The organism is Pseudomonas sp. F01002 (assembly GCF_004402115.1).
In the GTDB taxonomy this organism is placed as follows: domain Bacteria; phylum Pseudomonadota; class Gammaproteobacteria; order Pseudomonadales; family Pseudomonadaceae; genus Aquipseudomonas; species Aquipseudomonas frigoris.
In genome coordinates this window covers 303,614-310,492 of the sequence record NZ_SOPU01000011.1, presented here as the reverse complement: position 1 = coordinate 310,492, position 6,879 = coordinate 303,614, and the positions used below count along the sequence as shown (strand labels likewise).

Sequence of the window (6,879 nt, the reverse complement as noted above, 5' to 3'; positions counted from 1 at the left end):
GCTCGCGAAGAGGGAGTGTCAGTCGACATCATTGTTGTCTGATACACCGCTTTCGCGAGCAAGCCCGCTCCCACAGGGGTCTGCAGCGGCATCAAGACCTGAAAAACCCTTATTCCGTACATCGTCCGAGAGCCCTTCATGCCCTTAACCGCCAACGTCACCAGCGCCCCGATTGCCCACAAGGCCGAAGGCGACGACCCGTATGCCTGGTTGCAGGAGCGCGACACCGACGCGGTGCTCGACTACCTGAAAGCGGAAAACCGCTACCAAGCGGCGCAAACCGCCGATCAGGCCGGGTTGCGTGAAACCCTGTTCGAAGAGATCAAGGCCCGGATTCTCGAAACCGACCTGTCCTTGCCCTCCCCTTGGGGTCCGTACCTGTATTACACGCGCACCACGGCCGGTGATGAATATGCCCGTCACTACCGCTGCCCGCGCCCTGCCGATGACAGCCTGCAGCTCGACGAAAGCCAGGAACAGCTGCTGCTGGACCCGAACGAACTGGCCAAAGGCGGTTTCTTTTCCTTGGGCGCGTTCAGTATCAGCCCGGATCACCAGCGTCTGGCCTACAGCATCGACGCCACGGGCGATGAGATTTACACGCTGTTCGTGAAGGAATTGTCCAACGGCCGTGTCAGCGAACTGGAATTCCAGGATTGCGACGGCAGCATGACCTGGGCCAATGACAGCCTGACGCTGTTCTTCGGCGAGCTGGACGACACCCATCGCCCGCACAAACTGTTCCGCTATCGGCTGGACGGTACGGCGGCTGAAGAAGTGTTCCATGAGCCGGACGGTCGATTCTTCATGCATTGCTACCGCTCCAGTTCCGAGCAGCAATTGCTGCTGTCCCTCGGCAGCAAGACCACCAGCGAAGTCTGGGTGCTTGACGCGTTCCAGCCGCAGCAGGCTTTTACCTGCATCGCACCGAGGGTTGAAGACCATGAGTACGACGTCGACCACGGCGCGCTCGACGGTCAATGGACCTGGTTCATTCGCACCAATCGCGACGGCATCAACTTTGCCCTGTACCACGCCGTAGACACCGGCGTGGCGCCGACCGAGGCCGACTGGCAGAACCTGATCCCCCACAGCGACACGGTGATGATCGAAGGCATGAGCCTGAACGCCGGGGCCGTGACCCTGAGCTTGCGTGAGGGTGGCTTGCCGATCATCGAAGTTCATCCGCAAGACCTGCCGAGCTACCGTGTGCAATTACCGGATGCGGCCTACAGCCTGCACGTGCAGAACAGCCTGGAATTCGTCAGCGACAGGATCCGCCTGCGCTACGAAGCGCTGAACCGTCCGGCGCAAATCCGACAACTTGTATTGGGCAACGGCGAGCAGAAAGTCCTCAAGGAAACCCCGGTGCTCGGCCCGTTCGACGCCGATGCCTACGTCAGTCAGCGTTTGTGGGCGACGGCACCTGACGGTACGAAAGTGCCGATCAGCCTCGTCGTCAAACGCGAAGCACTCGGCAAGCCGACGCCGCTTTATCTGTACGGATATGGCGCCTACGGTGAAAGCCTCGACCCGTGGTTCTCCCACGCCCGTTTGAGTCTGCTCGACCGTGGCGTGGCGTTCGCCATCGCTCACGTGCGTGGCGGCGGTGAACTGGGTGAAGCCTGGTATCGCGCTGGCAAGCAGGAACACAAACACAACACCTTCAGCGACTTCATCGCCTGCGCCGAACACCTGATCGCCGATGGCTTCACCACGCCATCGCAATTGGCGATCAGCGGCGGCAGCGCCGGTGGTCTGCTGATCGGCGCGGTGCTCAATCAGCGCCCGGAGTTGTTTGCTGCTGCGATTGCCGAAGTGCCGTTCGTCGACGTGCTGAACACCATGCTCGACCCGGATCTGCCGTTGACCGTCACCGAGTACGACGAGTGGGGCAATCCTGAAGAACCGGACGTCTATGAGCGGATCAAGGCCTACGCCCCGTACGAAAACGTCACCGCACAAGCTTATCCGGCGACCCTGGTGATCGCCGGCTACAACGACAGTCGCGTGCAGTACTGGGAAGCAGCCAAGTGGGTGGCGAAATTACGCGCAACCAAAACCGACACCAATCCCCTGCTGCTCAAGACCGAATTGGGTGCCGGGCACGGCGGGATGAGCGGTCGTTATCAGGGATTGCGTGACGTAGCACTCGAATACGCATTTGTTTTCAAGGTTTTGGGCATCGCCTGAGGAACTTGGCCCGGTGTGTTGGTCTTAACACCTGACGCCGGACGCCGATACACCACACATCCCCTGTGGGAGCGGCGGTGCGGCGATCCGACTTGCTCGCGAAGAGGCCATCACATTCAACATCAATGTTGTCTGACACACCGCCTTCGCGAGCAAGCCCGCTCCCACAAGGGATCTGTGATTGACCCAAAAAGCCGGAACAGCAACAGACACAAGAAAAAGACCGTGACGACATGTCAGAACCGACCTTACTGAACAACGAAATTCGCGACTGGCTGATGGACTGTGGCCTGTTCGATCAACTGCTGCCGGCGGACTTCGCCACGGCCTCGGGCTACTTCAGCATCAGCACCATTGCTCAGGGCGAAGATATTTTCCATGAGGGTGATGCCGGCAGCTTCATGTGCATCATCCACACCGGCCAGGTGGCAGTGCAGAAAACCAACAGCGACGGGCACCTGGTGACTATGGCAACGTTGCGCAGCGGTCGGGCGTTCGGCGAAATGGCCGTACTCGACGGCGAACGGCGCTCGGCCAGTTGCGTGGCCGCGAGCAATTGTCAGTTGCTCAATCTGGGCAAGGATTCATTGGAAAAGATGCTCAACGATGCGCCGAAAATCGCCGCCAAAATCATCCGTGCCCTCGCCGTCTCCCTCTCCAAACGCTTGCGCATGGCCGATGGACAACTGCTCTCGCAGCAGGTTTAACCGCCGGGTGATTTGGTTTTCGACGGGTTTTGCTCCAGCCCCGGCAGTGGCTGGTCCTTGCTGGGCGGGCTAGGCATTTCAATGGGCACCAACGGCGGGCCACCACTGCCGGGCCCGGTTCTGGGCGCAGCGGTCGGGGTGATTTGCGGGTACGGTGTCGGGGTCGCGGTGCCGGGTGAACCAGGCATCGGCGTCGGGTTGGTCGGAATGGTTTGCAACTGCTGGGCCTGCACTGCAGTTATCGAGAGCGCGGCCAAGGCAATGACCGTTAGAATGGTGCGCTTCATCAATGGCTCCGTTGGCCTTGTTGTCTTTTTGCAGGCTACTCCCAACTGCGCGTGTTTGCCTTCCCCCTCTTATGCCAATTTCTCCTCAAGTGAGTCCCATGAAACGTTTCGTTCTGCTCGACACCACTCCAATTCCTGAAAATGGCGGTGCCTTGTGCCTGTTCGAATACGGTGAGGATTTCGTCATCAAGATCCAGGGCGGCGACGGCGGGCAACTGATGAACACCCGCATGCACGGCTCCGAAGACGCTCTTGCGGAGATCCCGTGCCGTAAAGTGGCCGGCCGGCCGAATTCGCGCGTGCTGATCGGCGGCCTGGGCATGGGCTTCACCCTCGCCTCGGCCCTCAAGCACCTGGGCAAGACCGCTGAAGTGGTGGTCGCCGAACTGGTGCCGGGGGTGGTGGAGTGGAACCGTGGGCCGTTGGGCGAGAAAGCCGGGAACCCGTTGCTTGACCCGCGCACGGTCATTCGCATGGAAGACGTGGCCAAAGTCCTGCAGGCAGAGCCGCAAGGTTTCGACGCGATCATGCTCGACGTCGACAACGGCCCCGAAGGCCTGACCCAGAAGGCCAACAGCTGGCTCTACTCCGCTGGCGGCCTGAGCGCCTGCGCCAAGGCCCTGCGGCCCAAAGGCGTGCTGGCCGTCTGGTCCGCGAGCGCTGACCGACAGTTTTCCGACAAACTGAAGAAGGCCGACTTCAAGGCCGAGGAAGTCCAGGTCTTCGCCCACGGCAACAAAGGCACCCGCCACACCATCTGGATTGCCGAGAAGCTCAAGGGCTGAGCTAAACTGCGATTAATACCGTCATTAGTCTTTTTACAAAGGTGAACCCATGAGTTCGTCAACGCCTCCGACCAACACGTCGAAACTGGACCGCATCCTTGCCGACAACCAGCGCGACAAGGAAATGGGTTACCGCGACAAAGCCCTGAAAATGTACCCGCACGTGTGCGGCCGCTGTGCTCGTGAGTTTTCCGGCAAGCGCCTGAGCGAATTGACCGTGCACCACCGCGACCACAACCACGACAACAACCCGCAGGACGGCTCGAACTGGGAATTGTTGTGCCTGTATTGCCACGACAATGAACACTCTCGGTACACCGACCAGCAGTATTTTGGTGAAGGCTCGCTGAGCTCGCCGAAAATCGCCAAGGCGACGCATAACCCGTTTGCGGCGTTGGCCGGCCTGATGAAGAAAGACGAGTAATATTTTCAGCGCCTGACCTGGCCTCATCGCGAGCAAGCTCGCTCCCACAGGGGATCTTCTGTGAACACAACATTTGTGAACACTCAGGATCCATGTGGGAGCGGGCTTGCTCGCGAAGACGGCCGACCAGACACCACCAATCTCCAAACCGAACACCCCTCCCCCAATCCCCGTATAATCGCCGTTTTTTCCCCGAAGGCACCCGCTCGTGGCAGACAAACGGTACAGCTGCATTGGTTTGTATAACCCCAAATCACCGGAGAACGTCGGTTCGGTGATGCGCGCCGCTGGCTGTTATGGCGTGGCGTCCGTGTTCTACACCGGCAAACGTTATGAGCGCGCCGCCGACTTCGTCACCGACACCAAGCGCGTCCACTACGACATTCCGCTGATCGGCATCGACGACCTGAAAAAAATCCTGCCGCTGGGCTGCGTTCCGGTCGCTGTGGAACTGGTGGACGGCGCCCGTTCGCTGCCGGAATACACCCATCCGGACCGCGCGCTGTACATCTTCGGCCCGGAAGACGGCTCGCTGGATAAAGAGATTCGCGACTGGTGCGAAGACGTGGTCTACATCCCGACCACCGGTTGCATGAACCTGGCGGCCACCGTCAACGTCGTGCTCTATGACCGCCTGTCCAAGGGACTCAACACCCGCTCCGGGGCGAAGTTTCGCTGATTCACCGCACATCCGATGGAACAAGCCGCCCGCCTCGGCAGTCAGCTTAATTATCTATTCTTGAAAGCCATTCCAGCCAGGAGACAGATCATGAGCGAACTCAATCGCGTAGAACGCATCGAATCCACCCCGTTCCAGACTCACACTGAGCAAAACGTTGAGGGTTGGGAACGCATTGCTTCCCTGGCCGGCGGTGTGGTGATGGTCGGCAAGGGCCTGCGTCGCGGTGGCGTGTTCGGGTTGATTCAAGTGGCGATCGGCGGTGTAGCCCTGGCCCGTGGTATTACCGGGCACAGTTCGGCGAAAAGCCTGCTGGAGAAAAGCCGTCAGGACATGAACAACGTGCGGGCGAAGATTCAGCGGGCGGGTGAAGAGTTGAACCGGTTGAAGGCGAATGCTGAAGCGGCGACCAATACCGCTACCGTGACCGGTAATGATTCGTTGAAGTCGCCTAAAACCGGGGTTTGATCCAGACATTGTGGTGAGTCGAAGGGCCTCATCGCGAGCAAGCTCGCTCCCACAGGTGACCGCATTTCAATGTGGGAGCGAGCTTGCTCGCGATAGCGGTATTACTGAAGTAACTCGGTATCGAGGACCTTGGACGATTCACCAATGATGCTTTCGGCAAGCTGAACAAATTCCTTGGTATCCACGCTCTCCAAATGCATCGCCCCCTGCAACACATCATCCAGCGAACGCTTGTTGCGGGTCTTCAGGCGAATCTCGCGATCCAGTTCCTGCAATAACACGACCGCTTTGGACACCTGCGCCGGGCTGACCTGCTCAGCGCGCAAGGTCGTGACGTTCTGGCTGTCCTTGGCCAACTTCTTCTGCAAACTCTCATACCGCTCATCACTCATGCCGCCAGCGCGGCGCACCAGTTCGATGGCGTAATACTCGGCAAATCCTTCGCTGATCCAGTCACTGCGCTGTTGATCGTTGATCCGTCCGAACACCTGCGCCAATTCCCGCACCAGCGCACTGGTACCGCTTTCGCTGACCATCGGCAGACGCGTGTTCAGATAGATCGATTCGCGCGCGCCCAGACTGCCACGCCACATCGGGTCGTTGGCACCGACGATTAACAGTTTGACGGGATGACGGGGATACACCGCCTGCACTTGCGGCCAGACAAAGGTCAGCAGCGTCAGCACATCCATGCGGCGCATGCCCTGGCCCAGAGGTGAGGCGACGGTGACCTCGGTTTCCCCAAGCCGCGTGCGACGGCTGCCGAGGTGGCCGGCTAGCATCCAGCCCGTGGGCCGGTCGAACAATCGAGAGACGTTATCAATCCGGAACTTGTTCTTGCCGATTCGCGGCCAGGCGGTTTCGACGCTTTTCCAGCCGGTGGGCAATTCGAATTCAAGGCGTGAAACCAGCTCAATGCCGTCCTGCTGATCGAGTTTGGCTGCCGGCACCAGATCATCGCCGCGCATCAACGCCCAAGTTGGCGTCATGCGCGTATCGAAGCTGCCGCTCTTGCGTCCGTGGCTGATGCGTACGCGGTAGGTCAGGCTGGCCTTGTCGGCGGCCGGACGCCAGACACCACGGGCCTGCTTGCCCGGCGTGAGCTGCCATTGGCCATCGGCCTTGAAATCGCTGTAGTGACTACCATCGCCCAGGTCGAAATCCAGACTGCGTACCGCCGAACCCTGAGCGAGCGTCAACTGCACTTCAGCCTGATCGCTTTGCGGCAACAGGCGCACGTGATAATCCAGATCGACCTTCTTCGCCGCCCACACGGGCGAACTCAGAGCCAAAAGCCCAAAGGTCAACGCCAGCCGCAATCCCACAGCCATACACA

At 59.9% G+C, this 6,879-nt stretch carries 8 protein-coding genes; 6 read left to right on the top strand and 2 right to left on the bottom strand.

Annotated elements, in window-relative coordinates; translation table 11 throughout:
• Positions 1 to 138 precede the first annotated feature (138 nt).
• Both E3W21_RS07055 and E3W21_RS07045 read left to right on the top strand, forming a co-directional pair.
• Positions 139 to 2,193, top strand: a complete 2,055-nt coding sequence (locus tag E3W21_RS07055; RefSeq protein WP_134418889.1) for a S9 family peptidase — start codon at positions 139 to 141, stop codon at positions 2,191 to 2,193.
• Between the two features lie 233 nt (positions 2,194 to 2,426).
• Positions 2,427 to 2,900, top strand: coding sequence for a cyclic nucleotide-binding domain-containing protein (locus E3W21_RS07045; RefSeq protein ID WP_134418887.1), 474 nt, complete (start codon positions 2,427 to 2,429; stop codon positions 2,898 to 2,900).
• Here the strand turns inward: E3W21_RS07045 and E3W21_RS07040 are convergent.
• Positions 2,897 to 3,187: a hypothetical protein gene (locus tag E3W21_RS07040; RefSeq protein WP_134418886.1), complete on the bottom strand. Its 291-nt coding sequence runs from the start codon at positions 3,185 to 3,187 to the stop codon at positions 2,897 to 2,899. The genes E3W21_RS07045 and E3W21_RS07040 overlap by 4 nt on opposite strands.
• A 98-nt stretch (positions 3,188 to 3,285) precedes the next feature.
• Between E3W21_RS07040 and E3W21_RS07035 the strand changes: the two genes are divergently transcribed.
• The 4 genes from E3W21_RS07035 to E3W21_RS07020 all read left to right on the top strand — a co-directional run bounded on the left by E3W21_RS07035 (position 3,286) and on the right by E3W21_RS07020 (position 5,543).
• Entirely contained in the window at positions 3,286 to 3,972 is a 687-nt protein-coding gene (locus E3W21_RS07035) for a spermidine synthase (protein WP_134418885.1), read from the top strand.
• Positions 3,973 to 4,021: 49 nt separating this feature from the next.
• Entirely contained in the window at positions 4,022 to 4,396 is a 375-nt protein-coding gene (locus E3W21_RS07030) for a YajD family HNH nuclease (protein ID WP_056742523.1), read from the top strand.
• A gap of 208 nt (positions 4,397 to 4,604) precedes the next feature.
• A complete protein-coding gene (locus E3W21_RS07025; RefSeq protein WP_129441984.1) occupies positions 4,605 to 5,075 on the top strand; it encodes an RNA methyltransferase in 471 nt (156 codons plus the stop codon).
• A gap of 90 nt (positions 5,076 to 5,165) precedes the next feature.
• A complete protein-coding gene (locus E3W21_RS07020) occupies positions 5,166 to 5,543 on the top strand; it encodes a DUF2892 domain-containing protein (protein ID WP_134418884.1) in 378 nt (125 codons plus the stop codon).
• 101 nt (positions 5,544 to 5,644) lie between these two features.
• On the opposite strand, the gene E3W21_RS07015 is transcribed toward E3W21_RS07020, so the two are convergent.
• Positions 5,645 to 6,874 carry a hypothetical protein gene (locus E3W21_RS07015; RefSeq protein ID WP_134418883.1) on the bottom strand — a complete coding sequence of 410 codons (1,230 nt, stop codon included), beginning with the start codon at positions 6,872 to 6,874 and terminating at the stop codon, positions 5,645 to 5,647.
• Between the last annotated feature and the right edge of the window lie 5 nt (positions 6,875 to 6,879).

What these genes read in the sequence shown, in the direction of transcription:
- E3W21_RS07045 (WP_134418887.1), top strand. Translation starts at nt 2,427, where the DNA reads ATGTCAGAACCGACCTTACTGAACAACGAAATTCGCGACTGGCTGATG.
- E3W21_RS07035 (WP_134418885.1), top strand. Translation starts at nt 3,286, where the DNA reads ATGAAACGTTTCGTTCTGCTCGACACCACTCCAATTCCTGAAAATGGC.
- E3W21_RS07030 (WP_056742523.1), top strand. Translation starts at nt 4,022, where the DNA reads ATGAGTTCGTCAACGCCTCCGACCAACACGTCGAAACTGGACCGCATC.
- E3W21_RS07055 (WP_134418889.1), top strand. Translation starts at nt 139, where the DNA reads ATGCCCTTAACCGCCAACGTCACCAGCGCCCCGATTGCCCACAAGGCC.
- E3W21_RS07015 (WP_134418883.1), bottom strand. Translation starts at nt 6,874, where the DNA reads ATGGCTGTGGGATTGCGGCTGGCGTTGACCTTTGGGCTTTTGGCTCTG.
- E3W21_RS07040 (WP_134418886.1), bottom strand. Translation starts at nt 3,187, where the DNA reads ATGAAGCGCACCATTCTAACGGTCATTGCCTTGGCCGCGCTCTCGATA.
- E3W21_RS07020 (WP_134418884.1), top strand. Translation starts at nt 5,166, where the DNA reads ATGAGCGAACTCAATCGCGTAGAACGCATCGAATCCACCCCGTTCCAG.